This is a genomic window from Streptomyces odontomachicola, from assembly GCF_039605595.1.
Classification (GTDB): domain Bacteria; phylum Actinomycetota; class Actinomycetes; order Streptomycetales; family Streptomycetaceae; genus Streptomyces.
Genome location: NZ_JBCFOK010000013.1, coordinates 207,848 through 230,181, shown reverse-complemented (window position 1 = coordinate 230,181; position 22,334 = coordinate 207,848). Strand labels below are relative to the sequence as shown.

General features: G+C 71.8%; 21 protein-coding genes. 5 read left to right on the top strand and 16 right to left on the bottom strand.

Features of this window, described 5'->3' with window-relative positions:
• Nucleotides 1-13: 13 nt before the first annotated feature.
• Both ABEE00_RS23990 and ABEE00_RS23985 read right to left on the bottom strand, forming a co-directional pair.
• Entirely contained in the window at nucleotides 14-640 is a 627-nt protein-coding gene (locus ABEE00_RS23990; RefSeq protein WP_345747699.1) for a class I SAM-dependent methyltransferase, read from the bottom strand.
• Between the two features lie 369 nt (nucleotides 641-1,009).
• Nucleotides 1,010-2,791, bottom strand: a complete 1,782-nt coding sequence (locus tag ABEE00_RS23985; protein ID WP_345747698.1) for an acetyl/propionyl/methylcrotonyl-CoA carboxylase subunit alpha — start codon at nucleotides 2,789-2,791, stop codon at nucleotides 1,010-1,012.
• Between the two features lie 466 nt (nucleotides 2,792-3,257).
• On the opposite strand from ABEE00_RS23985, the gene ABEE00_RS23980 reads away from it, so the two are divergent.
• Entirely contained in the window at nucleotides 3,258-3,701 is a 444-nt protein-coding gene (locus tag ABEE00_RS23980; RefSeq protein WP_345747697.1) for a hypothetical protein, read from the top strand.
• 324 nt (nucleotides 3,702-4,025) lie between these two features.
• Here the strand turns inward: ABEE00_RS23980 and ABEE00_RS23975 are convergent, their stop codons facing one another.
• The 6 genes from ABEE00_RS23975 to ABEE00_RS23950 all read right to left on the bottom strand — a co-directional run bounded on the left by ABEE00_RS23975 (nucleotide 4,026) and on the right by ABEE00_RS23950 (nucleotide 9,541).
• Entirely contained in the window at nucleotides 4,026-4,226 is a 201-nt protein-coding gene (locus ABEE00_RS23975) for a YbdD/YjiX family protein (protein ID WP_345747696.1), read from the bottom strand.
• The gene (locus ABEE00_RS23970; RefSeq protein ID WP_345747695.1) at nucleotides 4,223-6,358 is read right to left on the bottom strand and encodes a carbon starvation CstA family protein; all 2,136 of its coding nucleotides are present in this window, start codon (nucleotides 6,356-6,358) and stop codon (nucleotides 4,223-4,225) included. Before ABEE00_RS23970 ends, ABEE00_RS23975 begins: the two co-directional genes overlap by 4 nt.
• A gap of 155 nt (nucleotides 6,359-6,513) precedes the next feature.
• A complete protein-coding gene (locus ABEE00_RS23965; RefSeq protein WP_345747694.1) occupies nucleotides 6,514-7,146 on the bottom strand; it encodes a nucleoside triphosphate pyrophosphatase in 633 nt (210 codons plus the stop codon).
• 111 nt (nucleotides 7,147-7,257) lie between these two features.
• Complete coding sequence (gene mmpB, locus ABEE00_RS23960; RefSeq protein WP_345747693.1) at nucleotides 7,258-7,389, bottom strand: morphogenic membrane protein MmpB; 132 nt, start codon at nucleotides 7,387-7,389, stop codon at nucleotides 7,258-7,260.
• A 275-nt stretch (nucleotides 7,390-7,664) separates the two neighbouring features.
• Complete coding sequence (locus ABEE00_RS23955; RefSeq protein ID WP_345747692.1) at nucleotides 7,665-7,913, bottom strand: acyl-CoA carboxylase epsilon subunit; 249 nt, start codon at nucleotides 7,911-7,913, stop codon at nucleotides 7,665-7,667.
• Between the two features lie 14 nt (nucleotides 7,914-7,927).
• Nucleotides 7,928-9,541, bottom strand: a complete 1,614-nt coding sequence (locus tag ABEE00_RS23950; protein WP_345747730.1) for an acyl-CoA carboxylase subunit beta — start codon at nucleotides 9,539-9,541, stop codon at nucleotides 7,928-7,930.
• A 249-nt stretch (nucleotides 9,542-9,790) separates the two neighbouring features.
• Here ABEE00_RS23950 and ABEE00_RS23945 point away from each other — a divergent pair, with 249 nt between their 5' ends.
• The 3 genes from ABEE00_RS23945 (at nucleotide 9,791) to ABEE00_RS23935 (ending at nucleotide 13,260) form a co-directional block, all read left to right on the top strand.
• Entirely contained in the window at nucleotides 9,791-10,711 is a 921-nt protein-coding gene (locus tag ABEE00_RS23945) for a biotin--[acetyl-CoA-carboxylase] ligase (RefSeq protein WP_345747691.1), read from the top strand.
• 485 nt (nucleotides 10,712-11,196) lie between these two features.
• A complete protein-coding gene (locus tag ABEE00_RS23940; protein ID WP_345747729.1) occupies nucleotides 11,197-12,354 on the top strand; it encodes an adenylate/guanylate cyclase domain-containing protein in 1,158 nt (385 codons plus the stop codon).
• 60 nt (nucleotides 12,355-12,414) lie between these two features.
• Nucleotides 12,415-13,260, top strand: coding sequence for an enoyl-CoA hydratase/isomerase family protein (locus ABEE00_RS23935; protein ID WP_345747690.1), 846 nt, complete (start codon nucleotides 12,415-12,417; stop codon nucleotides 13,258-13,260).
• A 370-nt stretch (nucleotides 13,261-13,630) separates the two neighbouring features.
• Here ABEE00_RS23935 and hutH read toward each other — a convergent pair whose 3' ends face one another.
• From hutH to ABEE00_RS23920, 3 genes are all read right to left on the bottom strand, one after another.
• Nucleotides 13,631-15,181 (bottom strand): histidine ammonia-lyase, encoded by a 1,551-nt coding sequence (gene hutH, locus ABEE00_RS23930; protein WP_345747689.1) that lies wholly within the window; start codon nucleotides 15,179-15,181, stop codon nucleotides 13,631-13,633.
• A 179-nt stretch (nucleotides 15,182-15,360) separates the two neighbouring features.
• Nucleotides 15,361-16,608 carry a GGDEF domain-containing protein gene (locus tag ABEE00_RS23925; protein WP_345747688.1) on the bottom strand — a complete coding sequence of 416 codons (1,248 nt, stop codon included), beginning with the start codon at nucleotides 16,606-16,608 and terminating at the stop codon, nucleotides 15,361-15,363.
• 149 nt (nucleotides 16,609-16,757) lie between these two features.
• Nucleotides 16,758-17,108 (bottom strand): hypothetical protein, encoded by a 351-nt coding sequence (locus tag ABEE00_RS23920; RefSeq protein ID WP_345747687.1) that lies wholly within the window; start codon nucleotides 17,106-17,108, stop codon nucleotides 16,758-16,760.
• Nucleotides 17,109-17,602: 494 nt separating this feature from the next.
• Between ABEE00_RS23920 and ABEE00_RS23915 the strand changes: the two genes are divergently transcribed.
• On the top strand, nucleotides 17,603-18,826 hold the full coding sequence (locus ABEE00_RS23915; protein ID WP_345747686.1) for a L,D-transpeptidase: 1,224 nt from the start codon (nucleotides 17,603-17,605) through the stop codon (nucleotides 18,824-18,826).
• Nucleotides 18,827-18,928: 102 nt separating this feature from the next.
• Here the strand turns inward: ABEE00_RS23915 and ABEE00_RS23910 are convergent, their stop codons facing one another.
• From ABEE00_RS23910 to ABEE00_RS23890, 5 genes are all read right to left on the bottom strand, one after another.
• Nucleotides 18,929-19,462 carry a type 1 glutamine amidotransferase domain-containing protein gene (locus ABEE00_RS23910; protein WP_345747685.1) on the bottom strand — a complete coding sequence of 178 codons (534 nt, stop codon included), beginning with the start codon at nucleotides 19,460-19,462 and terminating at the stop codon, nucleotides 18,929-18,931.
• Between the two features lie 189 nt (nucleotides 19,463-19,651).
• A complete protein-coding gene (locus ABEE00_RS23905) occupies nucleotides 19,652-20,053 on the bottom strand; it encodes a DUF4234 domain-containing protein (protein WP_345747684.1) in 402 nt (133 codons plus the stop codon).
• Between the two features lie 648 nt (nucleotides 20,054-20,701).
• Nucleotides 20,702-21,055: a hypothetical protein gene (locus ABEE00_RS23900; protein WP_345747683.1), complete on the bottom strand. Its 354-nt coding sequence runs from the start codon at nucleotides 21,053-21,055 to the stop codon at nucleotides 20,702-20,704.
• Between the two features lie 136 nt (nucleotides 21,056-21,191).
• On the bottom strand, nucleotides 21,192-21,662 hold the full coding sequence (locus ABEE00_RS23895) for a hypothetical protein (protein ID WP_345747682.1): 471 nt from the start codon (nucleotides 21,660-21,662) through the stop codon (nucleotides 21,192-21,194).
• Nucleotides 21,659-22,324: a contact-dependent growth inhibition system immunity protein gene (locus ABEE00_RS23890; protein ID WP_345747681.1), complete on the bottom strand. Its 666-nt coding sequence runs from the start codon at nucleotides 22,322-22,324 to the stop codon at nucleotides 21,659-21,661. The genes ABEE00_RS23895 and ABEE00_RS23890 overlap by 4 nt, the downstream gene beginning before the upstream one ends.
• Between the last annotated feature and the right edge of the window lie 10 nt (nucleotides 22,325-22,334).

The following is a 22,334-nucleotide window of genomic DNA, read 5'->3' as shown; positions in this document are numbered from 1 at the left end:
CGCCCCCGCGCGGCTACGCGTGGTCGTGCTCGACGACCGGGGCCAGGTGGTGGACGCGGGCCGGCGGGAGGTTGCCGAGCACCGTCTCGGAGCGGAAGGCGTGCCGCTCCAGGGTCCTGCCCAGCACCTGCTGGGTGGCCAGGGTGCGGTCCCGGGCCTCGCCCACGGTGAAGGCGCGGCGCAGCGGCGGCACACCCGCGTACGCGAAGAAGGACAGCGTGCCGCCCGGCTGCAGCGTGCTGAGGAGCTGGAAGAGGATCTCCTCGGTCGTCGCGGGGTCGAAGTTGGCGAACGGCAGGCCGCAGACGATCGTGTCGTAGCTGCCCAGCGGGAGGTCCTGCACCATGCCGGTCAGCAGGCGCAGGCGCTGGTCGTGGCCGTACTCGCGGCGCAGCAGCTCGGTGAAGCGCGGGTTGGACTCGACGAGGTCGAGGGTGTCGTGCGCACCGAGGGACGCGGTGATGTGCCGGGTGACGGAGCCGGTGCCCGGACCCACCTCGAGGACCGCGTGCCCACGACCGGGGCTGGGGATGACATAGCGGGTGAGGGCTCTGGCCAGCCGCGGCCCGCTGGGCGCGATCGCTCCGGTGTCGCGGTGCGAGCGGCCGAACTCCTTGAGGAACGTCAACACTTCGGTCATGGCCCACCTGCGTCGTAGGTGATAGTGCGGCTATCGATACCGTGGGTCACGGTACACCCTGGGGAAGGTGCCGCTGGGGACCTTGCTGACCCTAAACCGTCCCTGAGCTGCTGACACAACTCACCTTAGGTGCCGGGGCGTGCACCCCAAGTGGCAACCGGGGCACGGCTGTTCGTCTCCCCATGGGTCAGCTCGGCGTTACTTCGGCCGATACCGGGCCAAGCCCGGGCACCCATGCGAAGCCGCCCGCCCCGGCGACGCGGGACGGGCGGCTCCGGTTCCAGGAACCGGCTGTGCGGGACCTCTCACTTTCGCGGCGTACGCGAGGCGCGCACGGCACGCGGAGGGCGCCCGGCGGGGCGCCGCGTGTCAGTCCTTGATCTGGCAGATCACGGTGCCGGCGGAGAGGGAGCCGCCGATCGAGGCGTTGAGGTCCTTGATCGTGCCGGAACGGTGCGCGTTCAGCGGCTGCTCCATCTTCATCGCCTCCAGGACCACGACCAGCTCGCCCTCCTCGACGTGCTGGCCCTCCTCGACGGCGACCTTGACGATGGTGCCCTGCATCGGAGAGGCCAGGTCGTCGCCCGAGGCGGCGGAGGCGGACTTCTTGGCCGCCTTGCGCTTGGGCTTCTTCGTGCCGCCGTTGCCGCCGCCGGCCGGGGCCGCGCTCACGCCGAGCGAGGAGGGCAGCGAGACCTCCAGGCGCTTGCCGCCGACCTCGACGACCACGGTCTCGCGGCCGCTCTCGTCCTCCTCGGCGTCCACGGGGGCGCCGGCGAAGGGCTTGATCTCGTTGACGAACTCGGTCTCGATCCACCGGGTGTGGACGTCGAACGGCCGGCCCTCGTGCCCGTTGACCTCGGGCGCGAACGCGGGGTCGGCCACCACGGTCTGGTGGAAGGGGATGGCGGTGGCCATGCCCTCGACCACGAACTCGTCCAGCGCGCGGGCGGCCCGCTGGAGGGCCTGCTGCCGGGTCGCGCCGGTCACGATCAGCTTGGCCAGCAGGGAGTCCCAGGCGGGGCCGATGACCGCGCCGGACTCCACACCGGAGTCCAGCCGCACGCCGGGGCCCGAGGGCGCGGCGAAGGTGGTGACGGTGCCGGGCGCGGGCAGGAAGTTGCGGCCCGGGTCCTCGCCGTTGATGCGGAACTCGAAGGAGTGGCCGCGCAGTTCGGGGTCGGTGAAGCCCAGCTCCTCGCCGTCGGCGATGCGGAACATCTCGCGTACGAGGTCGATGCCGGTGACCTCCTCGGTCACCGGGTGCTCGACCTGGAGGCGGGTGTTGACCTCCAGGAAGGAGATCGTGCCGTCCTGGCCGACCAGGAACTCCACGGTCCCGGCGCCCACGTAGCCGGCCTCGGAGAGGATGGCCTTGGAGGCGCGGTAGAGCTCGGCGTTCTGCTCGTCGGTGAGGAAGGGCGCGGGGGCCTCCTCGACGAGCTTCTGGTGACGGCGCTGGAGGGAGCAGTCGCGGGTGGAGACCACCACGACGTTGCCGTGCTTGTCCGCCAGGCACTGGGTCTCCACGTGCCGCGGGCGGTCCAGGTAGCGCTCGACGAAGCACTCGCCGCGGCCGAAGGCGGCGACCGCCTCGCGCACCGCGGAGTCGTACAGGTCGGCGACCTCGTCGATGTCGCGGGCGACCTTCAGGCCGCGGCCGCCGCCGCCGAAGGCGGCCTTGATCGCGATCGGCAGCCCGTGCTTCTGCGCGAAGGCCACCACCTCGTCGGAGCCGGAGACCGGGTCCTTGGTGCCCGCCACCAGCGGGGCGCCCGCGCGCTCGGCGATGTGCCGGGCCGCCACCTTGTCGCCCAGGTCGCGGATGGCCTGCGGGGGCGGGCCGATCCAGTTCAGGCCCGCGTCGATGACGGCCTGCGCGAACTCGGCGTTCTCGGAGAGGAATCCGTAGCCCGGGTGCACCGCGTCGGCGCCCGCGTCGGCTGCGGCCTTCAGGACCTTCTCCATGTCGAGATAGCTGGCGGCGGGGGTGTCACCGCCCAGCGCGTATGCCTCGTCGGCGACGCGTACGTGCAACGCGTCCCTGTCCGGCTCGGCATAGACGGCGACGCTTGCGATCCCCGCGTCCCGGCATGCCCGGGCGACGCGGACCGCGATCTCGCCGCGGTTGGCGATGAGCACCTTGCGCACGATGACTCCCTCCTTGAAACAACGTGAGTTTAGGTACTGGCGACACCGCGCGCCGAGCCGCCCTGGGGGGTGAGCTTGCCCACACGCACTGTGACGTGCCGGGCGCACTGCCCCCGGAATCCCTGTCATTCCACGGTACGCCGGGTCCTGTTGTCCGCTCGGTGCGCCCCCGGTGTGGGCAAGATCTCTGTGGCGCGGGGTGCGGCGGGGCTTCACTCCTTTGTGGAATCCCTACGAATGACGGCGCGAAACTTTGCCTCCGGCCGTTCGGTCGGCACAGGGCCGGCGGGGGGTCGGTGCGGGGTTCGCGGGCGGTCGGCGGGCGTCGCGGGCCGGCATTGGTGCGGGCCTTGTGGAATCTCTTGCCGGTCCTCATACCCGTGAGTAGCGTGCCCCGCACGACACGACGTACTCGCAGTAACGCCCGCGCCAGCGGGCGGGATCGAAGCGGAAGCAGGTGGGTGGGGTGGCGCTGAGACGGCCGGCGGCCGTGGCCGCGGCGGTGGTTCTGATCGTCGAGGCGGTCGGGGTGGTGTTCCTCAACCTGCTGCTCGGCCTGATGGTCGACGACCAGAGCATGTCCATGGCCGGGGCCGATCCCAAGGTGATGAGCGTGGGCGCGTGGGTCGCCGGCGTGCTCTTCGGTGCCTATCTGCTGCTCTGCGCGCTGCTGTTGGTGCGGGTCGCGGTGCGGAACGCGGGGGCGCGCGGGCTGGCCCGGATCCTGCTGATCAGTTGCGCCGTGGTGCAGGGGGTGCTGGCCGCGGCGTCGTTGAGCCTGTCCGGGGTGGGCGCGTTCGTCTTCATGATCGTCTCGCTCGCCCTCGTCGTGTGGGCGCTGATCGGGTACGCGGACGAGCCCGCCGCCAAGGCGGAGACCCCCGCCGACCCGCAGCCCTCGGCGTCGTAAGGGCTGAACTCTCGCGGCGTGCGCGCGCGTTCCGTGCGGGGTGGCGTTCCCTGCGCGGGTGCGGTGCGGCCGTGCCCACCCTGCGGCCCCTGGCCGCAGACTGCCCACAGCCTGTGGCGGGGGTGGCGTCGCAGACTGCCCACAGCCTTGCAGGGGGTCCTGTGGGCGTTCCGCAGCTCCGGCGGAGGCGCGGAGCGCTGGAGCCGGAGCGGAAGGGGGCGGCGGAAAGCGCCCACCTTCCCAACCCCGCCGCAGCGGAAAGTGCGCACAGCGCGGTGTATCGGCGGTCTCAGCGGGGCCGGGACACGCCCCTGCGGCGGAGCCTCAGCAGCAGTGGCCGCCCTCGCGGGGGTCGAGGTCCCGGCGGTCCACCCGCGCCCGCTCGAACTCCGCGCGGGAGACGACCGGCTCTCCCGCCGCCCGCGCCCGCTCCGCGTAACGGTCGTACGCGTGCTCGCCGTTGAGCTCCTTCACGTACCACCACACGCGGCGCAGGCCGCGCAGCTCAGCGGGAGGCGCGGTCATGACGGGCTCCCCGCGCCCACCGGTTCACGCTCCTCCCCGGGCGTCAGCCCGGACCGTACGTACGCGTCCTCGGACATCGGCAGGGACCCTCCGTTCCGCAGCGCCTTCACACAGACCACCGCACAGGCGGCCACGACCACAAGGGTGAGGGCGGCGAAGACGGCGGAGAGTGTGCCGGTGACCGTGGAGTTGTGGACGACCGTGGCCATGTCGGCGGCGTTCTTGGCGGGCGGCAGGACCTTGCCGTCCGCCAGCGCGTCGCTGAACTGCGAACGCTGCGCGAAGAAGCCCACCTTCGGGTCGCCGGAGAAGATCTTCTGCCAGCTCGCGGTCATGGTCACCGCGAGCGTCCACACCAGCGGAACCCCGGTCACCCAGGCCCACTTGAGCCGCCCGGACTTGATCAGCAGCGTGGTGCAGAGGGTGAGCGCGATGGCGGCGAGGAGTTGGTTCGCGGTGCCGAAGAGCGGGAAGAGCTGGTTGATGCCGCCCAGCGGGTCGGTGACGCCGACCCACAGGAAGTAGCCCCAGGCCAGCACGACCACGGCGGAGCAGATCCACACGCCGGGCTTCCAGTCCTTGTCGCGGAAGCGGGGGATCGCGTTGCCGAGGGTGTCCTGGAGCATGAAGCGGCCCACCCGGGTCGCCGCGTCGACGGCGGTGAGGATGAACAGCGCCTCGAACATGATGGCGAAGTGGTACCAGAAGGACATCATGCCCTCGCTGCCGAACGCCTTCGCCAGGATCACGGCCATGCCCACGGCCAGCGTCGGCGCCCCGCCGGTGCGCGCGACCAGGCTCTCCTCGCCCACCGAGTGCGCCATCGACTGGAGTTGGTCCGGTGAGATGTGGAAGCCGAAGCCCTGCACGGCCTGCGAGGCGGACTGGAGGCTGTCGCCGAGCACACCGGCCGGCGCGTTCATCGCGTAGTACAGGCCCGGGTCGATCACGCACGCGGCGACCAGCGCCATGACGGCGACGAAGGACTCCATCAGCATCGAGCCGTACCCGATCAGCGGGACCTGGCTCTCCTTCTCGATCATCTTCGGGGTGGTGCCCGAGGAGATCAGCGCGTGGAAGCCGGAGAGCGCGCCGCACGCGATCGTGATGAACGCGAACGGGAAGAGCGCGCCCGCGAACACCGGCCCCGTGCCGGTCTCCGCGAAGTGCGTGACGGGCGCCGCCTGGAGGTCGGGGTTGGCCAGCAGCACGCCGACGGCGAGCAGCACGATCGTGCCGACCTTCATGAAGGTGGACAGGTAGTCGCGCGGCGCGAGCAGCATCCACACCGGGAGGACCGAGGCCACGAACCCGTACACCACCAGGCAGACCACCAGCGTCTTCGGCGACAGCACGAAGAAGTGGCCGACGGGGGACTCGGCGATCCAGCGGCCGCCCACGATGGAGAGCAGCAGCAGGGCGACGCCGATCAGCGAGATCTCGGTGATCCGTCCTGGGCGCAGCCAGCGCAGGTAGGCGCCCATGAAGAGGGCGATCGGGATGGTCATCGCGATCGAGAAGGTGCCCCACGCGGACTCGGCGAGCGACTGCACCACGATCAGCGCGAGCACCGCGAGGATGATGATCATGATCGCGAAGACCGCGATCATCGCCGCGATGCCGCCGATCCTGCCGATCTCGTCGCGCGCCATCTGCCCCAGCGAGGTGCCGTTCCGCCGCATCGAGAAGAACAGCACGACCATGTCCTGCACCGCGCCCGCCAGGATCACGCCCACGACGATCCAGATGGTGCCGGGCAGATATCCCATCTGCGCGGCGAGTACGGGCCCGACCAGCGGTCCCGCGCCCGCGATGGCGGCGAAGTGGTGCCCGAACAGCACGCGCTTGTCGGTCGGGTGGAAGTCCACCCCGTCGTTGTGCCGCTCGGCGGGCGTGGCCCGGGTGTCGTCGACCTTCAGCACCCTGCGGGCGATGAAGCGGGCGTAGAAGCGTTGGGCGATCAGGTACGAGCCGACCGCGGCGGCGACGATCCAGACCGCGGAGATCTTCTCGCCCCGGGAGAGCGCGAGCGCCGCCCAGCCCGACGCGCCGAGAAGGGCGACGAGCAGCCAGACGGCGATGCGGAGCGGTCGTCGCGCGGCGGTGCCGCGCCCGGAGAGGAGCTGGGACACTTCGTCGTGCCTTTCAGGCGGTGGCGCTGCAACAAAGTGTTGATGTTGCACGGTGCAGCGACGATGCTAACCAGCGACGGCCTTGTAGAAGATCTCGATTCGATGACGGTGTTACGGCGGGTACGGGGGCGTTGCCGCAGGTACGGGGGGTGCCGTCAGCTCCACAGGTCGGTGATCCGCACGCCGACCCCGTCCAGGAGGCGGCGCAGCAGCGGCAGCGAGAGGCCGACGACATTGCCGTGATCGCCCTCGATGCCGTCGATGAACGGGGCCGAGCGCCCGTCCAGCGTGAACGCGCCCGCCACGTGCAGCGGTTCGCCCGAGGCGACGTACGCCGCGATCTCCGCGTCCGTGGGCTCGCCGAAGCGCACCGTGGTGGACGCGGTGGCCGAGGTGCGGGCGCCGTTGAGGGTGTCGATCACGCAGTGCCCGGTCTGGAGCACGCCCGCACGGCCGCGCATGTCCTTCCAGCGGGCCGTGGCCTCCTCGGCGTCGGCGGGCTTGCCGAGCGCCCTGCCGTCCAGCTCCAGCACCGAGTCGCAGCCGATGACCAGGGCGCCGGCCGCCTCGTCGCGCGCGGCCACCGCTTCGGCCTTGGCCTCGGCCAGCACGCGCGCGAGCTCGCCCGGCGTGGGCGCCGTGATGGCCTCCTCGTCGACGCCGCTGACCAGCACCTCGGGGGCCAGCCCCGCCTGCTTGAGCAGGCCGAGGCGCGCGGGCGAGGCGGAGCCGAGGACCAGGCGCCGGGCGGGGGCGGACTCGGGCGGTGCGGGAAGCGAAGACGTCATGCGCCCATCGTAGGGATCACCGGGGGAGCACCGGGGTGCGGCAAGGGCGCGGCCGACCGGCGCAGCGGCGGGCGACAGGGGCACGGCGCGGGACCGCGGCCGCGGGGCGGCTCAGCGCCCGACGGCGGTGAGCAGCAGACCGAGGACGGCCGCGACGGGCAGCAGCCAGGCCAGGCGCCGCAGCTTCGCCTGCGCGGCACGCAGCTCCTCCGGCGGCTCGTTGCGGGGGTCGGACCAGAGCATCCTCCGATCCTCCGCCGCGAGGGTGCCCCGGCGCCTGAGTACGCGTACTCACCTGCGCGCACCGCCCGTTGCGCACAGCACAACGGGCGCTCCGGTTGGAACCGGAGCGCCCGTACGAACGGCAGGGTCAGGGCGCAGAGCCGGCACCCGCCGTAGCCGCCGGGCCACGGAGGCGGCCGCCGGCGGTCGCAGCGCAAGCCGCGCTGTGACCGCCGGGACGTAACGCTCGACTCACGTCCCGCTGCGGCGGGAAGAGGTTTCTGCCGGGCGGCCGGCTAGACCGGCCAATACGCCGTGCGCCAGGCCCTCGGCCCGGGCGCCGGAATCCGGCGCGGGACCGTGCGGGCCGGGTCGGACCACTCCGTGCGGGGCGTGCCTGCGGGCCCCGCGGACAGGGCCGCGGCGGCCCGCGCGCGGACCACCGCCAGTGCGGCGGCCAGCTCCTCGGGCGTGGGGTTGCCCCGTACGACCTTCACCGGCGGGAACGGCGGGTGTTCGCCCGCCGGGCTCTCGAGCAGCGACATCGTGGACTCCTCCCTTACAGCGGGATGTTGCCGTGCTTGCGCGGCGGGAGCTGCTCGCGCTTGGAGCGCAGCGTGCGCAGGCCGCGGGTGATGTGACGGCGGGTCTCGGACGGCATGATGACGGCGTCCACATACCCGCGCTCGGCCGCCGTATACGGGTTGAGCAGCGTGTCCTCGTACTCCTGGGTCAGCTCGGCGCGCAGCTCCTCGCGCTTGGCCTCGTCCTCCTCGGCCGCGAGGGTCTTGCGGTGGAGGATGTTCACCGCGCCCTGCGCGCCCATGACCGCGATCTGCGCGGTGGGCCAGGCGAAGTTGAGGTCGGCGCCGAGGTGCTTGGAGCCCATGACGTCGTACGCGCCGCCGAAGGCCTTGCGGGTGATCACGGTGATCAGCGGGACCGTGGCCTCGGCGTAGGCGTAGATCAGCTTGGCGCCGCGGCGGATGATGCCGTCGTACTCCTGGTCCGTGCCCGGCAGGAAGCCCGGCACGTCCACGAAGGTGATCACCGGGATGTTGTACGCGTCGCAGGTCCGCACGAAGCGCGCGGCCTTCTCGCTCGCGTCGATGTTCAGGCACCCGGCGAACTGCATCGGCTGGTTGGCGACCACGCCCACCGAGTGGCCCTCGACGCGGCCGAAGCCGGTGACGATGTTCGGCGCGAACATCGGCTGGGTCTCCAGGAACTCCCCGTCGTCCAGCACGCCCTCGATCGCGGTGCGCACGTCGTAGGGCTGGTTCGCGGAGTCCGGGACCAGGGTGTCCAGCTCGCGGTCCTCGTCCGAGGTCTCCAGGTCGGCCTCCTCCTCGAAGACCGGCGGGTCGGAGAGGTTGTTGGAGGGCAGGTAGGACAGGAGCGCCTTCACGTACTCGATGGCGTCCTTCTCGTCGCCCGCCATCTGGTGCGCGACACCGGACGTCGTGTTGTGCGTACGCGCGCCGCCCAGCTCCTCGAAGCCCACGTCCTCACCGGTGACCGTCTTGATGACGTCGGGCCCGGTGATGAACATGTGCGAGGTCTTGTCCACCATCACCGTGAAGTCGGTGATCGCGGGGGAGTAGACGGCGCCGCCCGCGCAGGGGCCCACGACGAGGCTGATCTGCGGGATCACCCCGGACGCGTGCACGTTGCGGCGGAAGATCTCGCCGTACATGCCGAGCGCGGTCACGCCCTCCTGGATGCGCGCGCCGCCGGAGTCGTTGATGCCGATGACCGGACAGCCGGTCTTCAGCGCGAAGTCCATGACCTTGACGATCTTCTCGCCGAGCACCTCGCCCAGCGCTCCGCCGAAGACGGTGAAGTCCTGCGAGAAGACGCAGACCGGGCGGCCGTCGACGGTGCCGTAGCCGGTCACCACGCCGTCGCCGTACGGGCGGTTCTGCTCCATGCCGAAGTTCACCGAGCGGTGCCGCGCGAACTCGTCCAGCTCGGTGAACGACCCCTCGTCCAGCAGGAGCTCGATCCGCTCCCGCGCGGTGAGCTTGCCCTTGGCGTGCTGCTTCTCCACGGCGCGCTCCGAGCCCGCGTGGGTCGCCTCGGCCGTGCGGCGCTCAAGGTCCGCGATCTTGCCCGCGGTCGTGTGGCTCGCATGATTCCCGGGGGCGGTATCCGGTCGCTGCGCGTCGGACATCGGCTCGGAGTTCGGCTCGGACATCGGCGTGCGGCTCCTACTCATCAGCGGGCTGGCTGGTCGGCCGGCGGCTGGTCACTCAGGTCACGGGCGTTTCCGCGGCCTGAGGGCTACCGGTTCGTAGGTTATCGGCGCGATCCCCTTCCCGGGGAGGCCAAGGTGACCAACGCCGCACCGACAGGCACCGGATGAGTACGCGCGAGCACCCGTGAGGGGGCACGGCGGGATGTTCTCCGTAGGGTTGGGCGCATGACCCCGAATCGCTGGTCCGACCTGGAGAGGCCCCCGCTCGACGCCACCGCGCTGCGCCGCGCCCTGGTGCGCGCGCACGGAGCGGACGCGCCGGACGAGAGCGGCGCGGACGAGGGCGGCGAGCGCCTGTGGACCTCGCTGGACGTGGTGGAGCGCACCGGCTCGACCAACACCGACCTCGCGGCCCGCGCCCGCGAGGAGAAGCTCCCCGAGGGCGCCGTCCTGATCGCCGAGGAGCAGACAGCGGGCCGCGGACGCCTGGACCGCGGCTGGTCGGCCCCGCCCCGCTCCGGGCTCTTCGTCTCCGTACTGCTGCGCCCCGACGTGCCGCAGGAGCGCTGGGGCTGGCTGCCGCTGCTCACCGGGGTCGCGGCGGCCACCGCGCTGGCCCGCGCCGCGGGCGTGGACACCAAGCTCAAATGGCCCAACGACCTGCTCATCGACGTGAACGGCGAGGAGCGCAAGCTCGGCGGCATCCTCGCCGAGCGGGTGGAGGACGGCGTGGTCGTCGGCTTCGGCATCAACGTCACGCTGCGCGAGGACGAGCTCCCCGTGCCCACCGCAGGCTCCCTCGCCCTCGCCGCCGCCCGGGGCACCGACCGCGATCCGCTGCTGCGCGCGGTGCTGCGCTCGCTTGAGGACTGGTACGGACGCTGGAGCGCGGCCGACGGCGACCCCGTCTCCTGCCGGCTGCTGGAGGCGTACGCGGCGGGCTGCGCCACCCTCGGGCGCACCGTGCGGGCCGAACTTCCCGGCGGCGACGAGCTGGTGGGCGAGGCCGTCGCGGTGGACGGCGACGGGCGCCTGGTGCTCGCGACGGCAGAGGGGGTGCAGAGGCCGGTGTCGGCCGCCGACATCGTGCATCTGCGCGCCTCCCCGGACGCCGGGTCACAGGCCGGGGGCGCGGGGGAAGAGTGAGCTAGCGCACAGAGGCCGTATTGTTGGCACCCGGCGGGCGTGACGCGGTGTACGCGGTGCGCCCACCGGGACGACTCGCAAGAGAACGGAAGGGCAGTGCGCAGGGGACGACAGGACCTGGCGAGGGGCGGGCAGTGACCGTGGACGAATCGGGCACTTCCGCACGGACGACAGGATCTGACGCCGCGTCGGGCGATGCCGCACCGGAGGACGCCGCGCACGAGGGCGTCGACGAGGACGGGCGCGGCCCGGGCCGGTACGACGGCACGTACGACGACGAGTACGGCGACGGCTCCTACGACGGTGAGTACGGCGACCAGTACGGGGACGAGGCGTACGGCGACGGTTCGCACGGCGACGGCGCGTACGACGGTCCGTACGGCGAGGGTTCGCGCGGCGACGGCTCGTATGCCGATGGCTCGTACGACGACGGCTCGCATGGCGACGGCGCGTACGACGAGGACCAGCACGGCGGTGACGAGGGCCTGGAGCGGCGCGCTGAGCGCTCGGGCGAGGCCCAGCACCCCGAGCCGGCGGACGAGGCGGACGGCTCGGGACGTGCGGCGGGGCCCGCGCGGGAACCGGTGATGCGGGGCCCGTTCGAGAAGGGCGGGCACACGGGCGAGGACGAGGAGCCCGACCCGAGCGCCCTGCACATCGAGGAGCTGATCCTCGGGTCCGAGCGGCAGTACACCCCGTTCCAGGCGGCCCGCGCCGCCGGCGTCTCCATGGAGCTGGCCTCCCGCTTCTGGCGCGCCATGGGCTTCGCCGACGTCGGCCAGGCGCGGGCGCTGACCGAGGCCGACGTGCTCGCGCTGCGGCGCCTCTCGGGCCTTGTCGAGGCGGGGCTGCTCAGCGAGACGATGGCGGTGCAGGTGGCGCGCTCCACGGGGCAGACCACCGCGCGGCTCGCCGACTGGCAGATCGACTCCTTCCTGATGGGGCTCACCGAGCCGCCCGAGCCGGGCATGACCCGCAACGAGGTCACGTACCCGCTGGTGCAGCTCCTGCTTCCGGAGCTGGAGGAGTTCCTGGTCTACGTGTGGCGCAGACAGCTCGCCGCCGCGACGGGCCGGGTCGTCCAGGCGTCCGACGACGAGGACACCGCCGACCGGCGGCAGGCCATCGGCTTCGCCGACCTGGTCGGCTTCACGCGGCTGACCCGCAGGCTGGAGGACGACGAACTCGGCGAGCTGGTCGAGGCGTTCGAGACCACGGCCGCCGACCTGGTCGCGGCCAACGGCGGCCGGCTGATCAAGGCGCTGGGCGACGAGGTGCTGTACGTCGCCGAGGACGCGGGCACCGCGGGCGAGATCGGGCTGCGCCTGATCGAGACCCTCGCGCACGACGAGACCATGCCCGAGCTGCGCGTGGGCATCGCCTTCGGGACGATGACGACGCGCATGGGCGACGTGTTCGGCAACACCGTGAATCTCGCCTCGCGGCTCACCTCGATAGCGCCGAAGGACACCGTGCTGATCGACGGCGCCTGCCGCTCCGAGCTGGTCGCGGCCGGTGACGCGCCGGAGTCCGAGAAGGAGACCGAGGACCTCTCCGACTACCGCTTCGCGCTCCAGCCGCTGTATCAGCGCCCGGTGCGGGGCCTGGGCGTCGTGGAGCCGTGGATGCTGAACCGCCGCTGATGTTGAATCGTCGCCGAGGCACCGCCGTCCGGCGGTGGAGCGAGCGACGAGGAGGTCCGCATGGCTGAGACCGGCACCGGCAACGGAACCGGCACCGGCACCGGTGGGGCGCAGGGCGAGTACGGGGAGTGGGTGCGGGTCGCGTACGACCCGGAGACGCACGTCGCCGAGCTGGTCCTGGACCGGCCCAAGGCGATGAACGCGGTCTCCACCGAGCTCGCCTACTGCATCGGCGAGGCGTGCGCGGCGCTGGCCGCCGACTCCCGGGTGCGCGCCGTGGTCCTCACCTCGACGCACCCGCGCGCCTTCTGCGTCGGCGCCGACCTCAAGGAGCGCAACTCCTTCACCGACCAGGAGCTGAGCCGCCAGCGGCCGTACTCCAGGGCCGCGTACGGGGGCGTGCTGGACCTCCCCGTGCCGACGATCGCGGCGGTGCACGGCTATGCGCTGGGCGGCGGCTTCGAACTCGCCCTCTCCTGCGACGTGATCGTCGCCGACCCGACCGCGGTGGTCGGACTGCCCGAGGTGTCGGTGGGTGTGATCCCCGGGGGCGGCGGTACGCAGTTGCTGCCGCGCAGGGTGGGCGCTGCTCGGGCCGCTGAGCTGGTGTTCACGGCGCGGCGGGTGGAGGCGGCCGAGGCGGCCTCGCTCGGGCTGGTGGACCAGCTCGTGGAGGAGGGCTCGGACCGCGCCGAGGCGCTGGGGCTGGCCTCGCGCATCGCCGCGAACTCCCCGGTGGGGCTGCGGGCCGCCAAGCGCGCGCTGCGCAAGGGGTGGGGGATGGAGCTCCACGCGGGCCTGGAGATAGAGGACGCGGCATGGCGCGCGGTCGCCTTCTCGGGCGACCGTGCGGAGGGGGTGGCGGCTTTCAACGAAAAGCGCAAGCCGCAGTGGCCGGGCGAGTAACGCCCTGCCATCCCACTTAGGCGTGGGCTCTCGCGTCCCCCACTGAGGTGTGGGCGTTCGTCCCGTCGGGGCGGGACGGGCGGGCACACCGGGACCGCCAGCCGCGAGGCCGTCCCCACCCCGCACCCAAGTCCCGCGCTCGGCGCGGGCGCTCACGGGGCTGCGCCCCGGGCCCCGTTGGGTGCGTGGTTGCGTGGGTGCGGGGGCTGCGGTCCGGTTGTGCCCACCCGTTCCGCCCCTGCGGAACGACTGCCCACAACCTCGTGGGGGGGGAGGGTGCCCAGGCGGGACCGCGGTCCACAACCTTGTGCGGGGCTCAGCCGGGCGCGCAGCGCACGAAGTGGCGCACACGCCCGGCTGGGGCCGGCCGTCAGGCCAGCGGACCCGTCGTTGACTCCGTTGCGCGGAGGAGTGCGCCGCTGCGGACGAACGCGTCGGTCGCCTCCAGGTCCGGGGAGAGGAAGCGGTCGTCACCCGGCCCCTCCACGCCCGCCTCGCGCAGCGCGGCGATCACCGAACGCGCGGCCGCCCCCGGCCGAAGGCCGGACCGCTCGCGCAGCTCCAACGCCCGCGTGGCCGCGTACAGCTCGACAGCCACGACCCGGTTGAGGTTCGCGACAGCCGTACGCAGCTTCCGCGCAGCCGACCACCCCATCGACACGTGGTCCTCCTGCATCGCGGAGGACGGAATGGAGTCCGCCGAGGCCGGAGCCGCCAGCCGCTTGAGCTCGCTGACCAGCGCGGCCTGCGTGTACTGGGCGATCATCAGCCCCGAGTCCACGCCCGCGTCCTGCGCCAGGAAGGGCGGCAGCCCGTGCGAGCGGTTCTTGTCCAGCAGCCGGTCCGTACGCCGCTCGGCGACCGAGGCCAGATCGGCGGCCGCGATCGCGAGGAAGTCCAGCACGTAACCCACCGGCGCACCGTGGAAGTTGCCGTTCGACTCCACCCGCCCGTCGGGCAGCACCACGGGGTTGTCCACCGAGGCCGCGAGCTCACGCCCGGCGACGGTGCGCGCGTGCTCCAGGGTGTCCCGCCCGGCACCGGCGACCTGCGGCGCGCACCGTACCGAGTACGCGTCCTGCACCCGCGGCGCGTCGTCCTGGTGGTGCCCGGTCAGGCCCGAACCGGCCAGCACGGCCCGCATGTTGGCCGCCGAGGCGGCCTGCCCCGGGTGCGGCCTGATGCTGTGCAGCTCCTCGGCGAGCACCTTGTCCGTACCGAGCAGGGCCTCGAGGGAAAGGGCCGCCGCGATGTCGGCCGAGGTGTAGAGGCGGGCCAGGTCGGCGCAGGCCATCAGCAGCATGCCGAGCATCCCGTCGGTGCCGTTGAGCAGCGCAAGGCCCTCCTTCTCGCGCAGCTCGACCGGCTCAAGGCCGTGCTCGGCGAGGAGTTCGGCGGCCGGACGCACCGTGCCGTCGGGGCCCTCCACGTCGCCCTCGCCCATCAGCGCCAGCGCGCAGTGCGAGAGCGGCGCCAGGTCGCCGGAGCAGCCCAGCGAGCCGTACTCGTGCACCACCGGCGTGATGCCCGCGTTGAGCAGGTCCGCCATGGCCTGGGCCACCTCGGGCCGTACGCCGGTGTGCCCGGAGGCGACCGTCTTCAGGCGCAGGAACATCAGCGCGCGCACCACCTCGCGCTCCACCCGCGGGCCCATGCCCGCCGCGTGCGAGCGCACGATGTTGCGCTGCAGCCGGGCGCGGAGCTCGGGCGAGATGTGGCGCACCGCGAGGGCGCCGAAGCCGGTGGAGACCCCGTACACCGGGTCGGGCTTGGCGGCCAGCTCGTCGATGTGGCCGCGGGCCGCGGCCATGGCGTCCACCGCGGCGCCGGTCAGCTCGATGCGGGCGCCGTGGCGGGCGACGGCGAGCACGTCCTCGGGGGTGACGTCCGAGGGCCCCAACTGCACAGTCTGCATATCCATATTCACGCACCCTAGATACTGAAACTCTGCCTGTCACGATCAGGGTGTGGAACGCCACTCCGCACGCACTCCCCGAGCCCCGCCCCGTACGGGTTCCGGCGCGGATTCCCGTACGGGTTCCGGGACGGGCTCCAGGGCGGGCCCCGTACGGGTTCGGGTGCGGGACCCCGTACGGGATCTCAGTGCCGCCCCCGGAAGCGCCGCCGGTCGTCGCCCTCGCCTCGCTCCGTGCCGGCCGCCGCGTCGGCGAGCCGCACCACGAGATCGTCCGTGCCGCCGTCCCGGCCCGCGACGACCGGCAGCGCGGCGCGTGACGCCTTCGCGCGGTACTGCGCCGCGTCCGCGAGCCGGAACAGCCGCCGCGCCGAGACCTCGGGCCCGATCGGATCGCCGGTCGAGGCGATGCCGCAGGCCACGCCGTCGCCGAGGTCCAACTCGGCCGCCCTGCGGCACAGTTCGCCCGCGACCCGCACCACCTCGTCGGCCGGCGGGCCCACCGCGAGCAGGCAGAACTCGTCCCCGCCCAGCCGCGCAGCCAGCGCGCCCGGCAGCCGCGCCCCGCACAGCGAGAGCAGCGCGGCGAAGCGTTCCAGCAGCCGGTCGCCGGCCTCGTGCCCGTGCTCGTCATTGACCCGCTTGAGTCCATTCACGTCACACACGGCGAGGCTCACGACAGGGGTCGCCTCCTCGGGCTCCTCGCCGGTCTCCGTACGCCGCGGCTCCAGCGCCTCGTCCAGGCGCATGTCGACGGCGCGGCGGTTCGCGAGCCCGGTCAGCGGGTCGGTGAAGGCGAGTCTGCGCACCTCGGCCAGCCGCTCGTCCTGCGCGATGCCCGCCGCGATGATCGACGCCAGCACGGTCGCGAAGTCCGCGTCAGCGCGCCCGAACACCGGCTCGCCCGCGCCGCGCGCCGCGTACAGCTCGCCCCAGGCCCGCCCGTGCAGCACGATCGGCGCGACCACGCAGGAGCCGCGCCCGCGCCGCCGCAGCGCGGCCACCCGCTGATGGCAGTACGAGCCGGGCGCGCCGCCGCCTTCCTCCTCCTCGCCCCTGACCTCCACCCACGCGCGGGGCTCGTCGCCGCCCCCGGCCCAGCGCTCGTGCAGGAACTCGGTGATCTCCGGGAAGTCGTGCACCGGGTACGACTCGTCCTCGGGGAACTCCGCCTCGTCGCCGACCAGCTCGCCCACGTTCACCAGCACGCGCAGCCGCCCCCGGGCCCGCTCCCACACCGAGACGGCCGCGAAGGAGGCGTCCAGCGCCTCGCGCGCCCCCTGCGCCGCGGCGTGCGCCACAGCCCGGTGCGCGAGCGGCGCGGTCTCGCGGTGCGGCGGCGCGGGCGGCGGCCCCTGCGCCCCGCCGCTCTGCGCAGCGGCCATCGCCTGCGCCAGCGTGACAACGGCCCGCAGCCGCGCGTCCTCTGCCATCAGCCCAGGCTAGGAGCGCGCGCCCGGATGCGCCCCGCGAGATGCTCACGCTCCGTGCGCGGCGGGCGCTTCGGGGTTACGAGGCGTAGCGACTGCTGAGGGGGTACGGGGATGTGTGTTGCGTCACGTACGAGGTGCCGCGCGGGGTGTCACGCGGAGCGCAGCGACCGCGCCACCAGGACGCCGCCGGCGCCGAGGAAGCCCAGCCCGCCGACCACGTACGGGGCGGAGTCGAAGCCCCCGGTCTCCGCGAGGCCCGCCCTGCCGGTCCCGGGGTCCGCCGGCGCCGCGGAGGTGGCGCTCGCGGGGCTCGCGCCGGGGTGGTGCGCGCCGTGTTCCATCGTCACCGTGCCCGCGCCGTTCGTCCGCGCGCCGCCCGTCTCCGGCGTGGCCTTCGCCGAGGGCACGAAACAGAGCGCGAGCAGCACCGACCCCGCAGCGGCGGCCGTTGCCAGAGCTCGTCGGTGTGCGGACATGGCTGACTGCGCGGCTGCGGCCACGAAGTGCCCCTTCCGAGTGGGTTGTTCTCGCGAACGTACGGTGAACTGGCGGCGTGGCCACCGATGTTACTGACTGACGAGCCCGCAACGGAAGCTGCGCCCCCGCGCAGGTCACCGGCCCGGCGGAGGGCTGCGGGGCAGGTCGGCGAGGGGGTGCTCGGGCGGCCCGGGAGGACGGTTCGAGGAGGTGCTTACGGAGGTGTTGCCGGAGCTTTACGGGGCACTGTCCCCGGGGTGCGCCGGGGCGTCCCGGAGAGCGCGTCGGGGGCGGGCTGGGCGGTTTCGCGCCGCCCGTGCGCGCACTACACCGAGCCGTCTTCTGCCTACGCAGCGCTCATGGACGGACTCGGTGTTCTAGCCCACAGTTTTACGGAGGGTGGAACCGGTCATGCCCCGCTTTACGTTCTCTTCCGTAGAGCTGGGCTACGCATGTCCGGTATCCACCGGTAGGGGGCGGACGTAGCAAATCGGGGAGATGTGGGGATCGGTAACCAATGGAGAAGCCAGTGACGACGCCGGGTAGGCACCGCAGGACCATGGCGGCGACCGCAGTTCTGCTCGGCGGTGTCCTGACGCTGAGCGCCTGTGGCGGCGGCGGGAGCGACTCGTCGAAGTCGGAGATGGGCGGCAAGAAGGAGTCGGAGGCCCGAATAAAGATCGCCTCCAAGGACGGCTCCGACGGCGCCAGCATCAACAACGGTGGCCAGGTCACCGTCAGCAAGGGCAAGCTCACCGGCGTCACCATGGAGACCGCCAAGGGCGGCGACAAGGTGGAGGGCGAGCTCGCAGGCGACGGCAAGAGCTGGAAGCCCAAGGAGCAGCTCGAGCGCGCCACCCAGTACAAGATCACGGCCACCGCCAAGGACGGCGAGGGCCGCAAGGCGGTGGAGAACTCCACGTTCACCACCGTCTCCCCGTCCAACAGCTTCATCGGCACGTACGCGGGGGAGGACGGCCAGACCGTCGGCGTGGGCATGCCGGTGTCGATCACCTTCGACAAGGCGATCGAGGACAAGAAGGCCGTCCAGCAGGCGATCAAGGTCAGCTCGACCAGCGGCCAGGAGGTCGTGGGCCACTGGTTCGACGGCCAGCGCCTCGACTTCCGGCCGAAGGACTACTGGAAGCCGGGCTCCAAGGTCACTCTCGACCTCAAGCTGGACGGGGTGAAGGGCGGCAAGAACCTCACCGGCGTCCAGGACAAGAAGGTCACCTTCAACATCGGCCGCAAGCAGATCAGCAAGGTCGACGTGAAGAACTCGAAGATGACCGTGGAGCGGGACGGCAAGACGCTCAAGACCATCCCGATCTCCGCGGGCAGCGCCAAGAACCCCACGTACAACGGCAAGATGGTGATCTCCGAGAAGCACAAGGAGACCCGCATGGACGGCCAGACCGTGGGCTTCGGGCGCAAGGGTGAGGGCTACGACATCCCGGACGTCCCGCACGCGATGCGGCTGTCCACCTCGGGCACCTTCATCCACGGCAACTACTGGGGCGCGCCCTTCGGCTCGGGCAACACCAGCCACGGCTGCGTGGGCCTGAAGGACGACCGCGGCGCCGGCTCGACGTCCACCGACGGCGGCTGGTTCTACGAGAACTCGCTGGTCGGCGACATCGTCGACGTCGAGGGCTCGCCCGACAAGACCGTCCAGCCCAACAACGGCCTGAACGGCTGGAACATGGACTGGCAGCAGTGGAAGGCGGGCTCGGCGATCTGAGCCCGAGCTCCCTGATGCGCGCGGGGCGGGGTACGGGATTCCGTACCCCGCCCTTTTGCGTGCGGTGAGGCTTCCGTGCGCGGGTGAAGCTGTCGTGCTCGCTCAGGCGCCGAACTCGGTCAGCAGCGCGCCGTTGAACGCCTTCAGATCGTCCGGGCGGCGGCTGGTGATCAGCGTGTTCGGGCCGCCCGTGCAGACGACGACCTGCTCGTCGACCCAGTTGCCGCCCGCGTTCACGAGGTCCGTGCGCAGGCTCGGGTACGAGGTGAGCGTGCGCCCCCGTACGACGTCGGCCTCCACCAGCACCCAGGGCGCGTGGCAGATGGCCGCCACCGGCTTGCCCGCGTCGAAGAAGCCCTTGACCAGGGCTACCGCGCCGTCGTCGGTGCGCAGCGCGTCCGGGTTGGCCACCCCGCCTGGCAGCACCAGCCCGTCGTACTCCTCCACCGTCGCCTCGTCCACGGTCTCGTCGACGTCGAAGCTGTCGCCCTTGTCGAGGTGGTGGAAGGCCTGCACCCGCCCCGGGACCGTCGACACGAGCTGCGGCATCCCGCCAGCCTCGGTGACCGCCTGCCACGGCTCGGTCAGTTCGATCTGCTCGGCCCCCGCGGGCGCCACCAGAAACGCGATCCGCATGTCCGCCGCCTCCTTCCGGGCCCTGTCAGGACCCTCGCGGTCCGTGCGTCTCCTCCCGGGTCCCCATAGCACCGCAGGTCATGCCGGAATGGCATGACCTGCGGAAATCTCTATGCGTCTGTACGGGGGCCGAGGCGCGGCCCTGGGCGCGTGGTCTGCGGCGCCCGCTGTGTTCCTGTTTTCGCTGCCTCAGGCGGCCAGCGGGACCTGGGTGCCCTCGGCCGGGTTCTGGTACTGCTCCCACACCCGGTTCAGCTCGTGCTGGAGGTACAGCGAGTGCAGGCCCGCCACGAACATCAGGATGAAGGCCACGCCCGAGCTGCAGGAGGGCTGGAGCCCGGCGCCGCGCTGCATCTGCGCGATGCGGCCCGCGGTCTTCCACACCGAGACGAAGGGCGGTACCAGGATGAAGCCGCCCAGCGTGATGGCGATGACCGAGACGCCCGGGCTGGCCTCGATGCGGCTGTCGAAGTCCCTGGCCTCACGGTTGATCTTGTAGTACCAGACCAGGTGGTAGATGCCGAGCGTGATCAGCGGCCATACCAGCCAGACCAGCACGATGTTCCGCTGCTTCCCAGCCGTTCCGTTCATGCCCCGTCACCGTTCTGTCGTTACGTCACTTGCCGCCCCGGGGCAACACGGCACACGAACTCCCCCGAGACCGGCCACAGTTCACCACAACGACGGGGCCTCACCCCAATCGCATTTCCTTTGAGCCCCGTACTGTCCGAAGTTGTCACTTCTGGGTCACGTGCGGGGAAAACGAATCGGCACACATTTCTTCCAACGTGACGGCCGCACCACTGATCCCGGCGGTTCCGCCCCGTCGCCATGCCGCTCCGCCGACACTTTCCGTCAGGTACCGCACATTCCGGAAACCGTGCCCCAGTCGTACGGTGAGCAGCACCCGCGGGCTTGAGTTCGGCCCGCCGCCGCATCCGTTCCCTGAAATGCGCTCGGGGGGCGGCGTTCCCGACATGAAGAAAGAATTCTCCTGGGTGTGACCGGGCGAGAGGCGCGGCGAGTTATTTCGAGCCGGGAGTCCACTTCATCCCGAGCCGATACGCCCGGGAGATCACATCCTGAACCCCGGGCCCGTCCTGCGGCGTGAACCACCTGACCTCGCGCTCCACGAGGAGTTCGCCCTTCTGCCGCCTGATCAGGGCGATGGCGCAGGCGTGCGCATGGGGCGGGCACTCATCAGCAGCTTGGCGAACTCCTCCTGGTGGTCCAGGTTGATCACCAGGTTCTCTCCCGCCGCCCGCGCGCCGGTCCGGTCGTCCGCGTCCAGTGCGACGTAGGGGAAGCTTCCGCGCCGAAGGCGTTCCCCAGAGCCTGGACCACGGTCTTGGTGCCGTCGGTGCGCCGGATCATGCACCCGAGGTCGAGAGCCGCCTCGCCGGCCGTCGCCGCCCGCGCCGAGGCCCGCATCCGCCGGAGCGGCCCCCGAGCCTCCTGCACGTCGCGTTCGGCGAGCGCACGCGGTGAGGTCCAGTTCAGATTGCCCCGGATCAGACCGGAGGTCACGCCCTGCTTGTGCAGAGAGACGGCCGGAGCGGACTTGGTCAAGATCACTGCTTCCTGCTTCGCCATACGACGCCTCCCGCGGTGGCCCCAGAGCGGGTCGTCATCCCACGCGAAATCGGGCGCGGCGGCTGCCCGTGATGACCAGGTCCGAGGCAACAGCGGCTGGATGGGGGTCAGTCATCTGACGGGGGCTGCGGGTGGTTCACCACCCAGGCGGAAAGACGCGTGATTTGCGGGCCCACCACCAGCAGATTTCGCGGCCCCCGGCCAAGCGACTTCGGTAGAGGGCCAGTTCGGCGCCGCCGTCTTCAACCGTCACCGCTTGGTAGCGGCCGTCCAGGTCGCTGACGATGTGTTCCACCTTCTCCTGCAGGGAGGGCGGCATCGCGGCGAGGTACTCGTCGATGGAGTCCCGCACCGTCAGGTCGTTCAGGTACTCGTAGACCATGTACGAGGAGGTGCGTGACCACTCCTCCTCCATGTCCCTGACCAGGCGCTGCCACATCTTCAGGCAGGCGAAGACCCCGTAGAGGGGTTCCGTGATGTGCGCGGCGGTCTTCGCCGGGACCCGGGAACGCTCGAGCTCTAGCCGACGGCGGTCGAGTGTCTCGACCGCCGCCAGCTCATCGGCGTTCAGCCCCGACCGCAGCCGGGACACCACGTCCGGAGTCACTTCCCGGCAGCCGCGGTGAGTTGATCGGCGACGAGAGCGAGCCAGCCGCTGGGTGAGTACGGCTCGGGCGGGTCGACCTCCATGCCCAGTTCGGCGGCAGCGAGTGCGTAGTCGGACTCGCCGAGATCGAGCGCCAGAAACTGGTGAAGTTCCCCGATGAGGCGAGCGATGAGCTGTGGGTCGGTCGATTCCCGGTAGTCGTCGACGGCTGACGCGTGCGTATCGAACTCATCCGGCATGTCCTGCGAAAACCAGCCTCCGAGGAACTGTCCCAGCTCGGGGAAACAGGCATGCCACTCCCAGCGCGTGGCGGGAACAGCCGGGGGCGGAACCTCGCCCTCTTCCACGCTGTGTTTGATGTGGTCGGCGACGCAGCGGAGCCATTGCTGGATCTCGCCAGCGGCCAAGCCGATGTCAGGGACCGCGTACAACTCCCCGAGCCGCAGCCGCAGTCGCCCCGGTGGATTCTCGGCGTACTCCCGCAGCTGTCGCTCGGCGATGGCAAGAGCCCAGGGCCGACTGTGCCAGGTCTGCCGCAGGTAGGCGGTCAGTGCCTGGCTGGGCACGTCCGGGGTGTCGTCGGCCGGTTGCCCGGCGTAGGAACGAAGCACCTGGTCCAGCTCGCCGTATCGGCGGTCGTGTTCGAGGGGGCTCAGGGGCACGATAGTCAGC